The following is a 645-nucleotide window of genomic DNA, read 5'->3' on the forward strand; positions in this document are numbered from 1 at the left end:
AGTATGGTGATGACCATTCGCCCCATGTCGCCCGCCGTCGTCACCTCTGGCTCAAGGATGCGCAGCGAAGCTCCCTTTTCATCAAGCTCATGCACCAGGTTCAGGACATCGCGCGTGGAGCGGCCGAGCCGGTCGAGCCGCAGCACGACCAGCTCGTCGCCGGTGTGCATAAACTGCATGATCGTTTCCAGTTCCGTGCGCCCGCTCCGCGAGGCCCCCGATCCGGTCTCGGAACGGATAATTTCGCAACCTGCATTCTTGAGGCGGCCAATCTGGATATCCAGATCCTGGTCCGTGGTGCTGACGCGGGCATATCCGATACGAGCCAAGTGCAAAATCCGTCACATTAGGGTGGCTCTTGCAGTGTATCGTCACATTGAGCGCAAACCCACCCTTTTGTGACAGACGAATGGTGTCACTCGGCCCTATCACTCTGGGGCGTACCCAAATGTTATAGGCCGATCAGCCGCCTCACGCTGCAAGCCGTCCAAAATCAATCCGGTCGTTCAGGTCGAGGTCGAAGCGGCCATAAGGGTTCACATGACTGTAGATCAACGGCGTGAGACCACGATAATCTTCCGGCGTCATCCGCCCCGCCCACTTCGGCTCAACCAGTACGGTCTGAAGCATGCGGGTGTTCACATA

2 protein-coding genes are annotated in these 645 nt (G+C 58.1%); both read right to left on the minus strand.

All coding sequences use genetic code 11. The annotated features are described in order from the left end of the window. The coding region (locus tag EWH12_RS22025; RefSeq protein ID WP_129927826.1) for a recombinase family protein at positions 1-329 on the minus strand (329 nt) is incomplete at its 3' end. Positions 330-471: 142 nt separating this feature from the next. After that, the gene (locus tag EWH12_RS22030) at positions 472-630 is read right to left on the minus strand and encodes a hypothetical protein (RefSeq protein ID WP_479725517.1); all 159 of its coding nucleotides are present in this window, start codon (positions 628-630) and stop codon (positions 472-474) included. Positions 631-645 lie beyond the last annotated feature (15 nt).

Origin of the sequence: Sphingobium cupriresistens, assembly GCF_004152865.1 — a bacterium.
GTDB lineage: Bacteria > Pseudomonadota > Alphaproteobacteria > Sphingomonadales > Sphingomonadaceae > Sphingobium > Sphingobium cupriresistens.

Excerpts from the sequence above, each read along its gene's own strand:
- EWH12_RS22030 (WP_479725517.1), bottom strand. The coding sequence starts at position 630 with ATGCTTCAGACCGTACTGGTTGAGCCGAAGTGGGCGGGGCGGATGACG.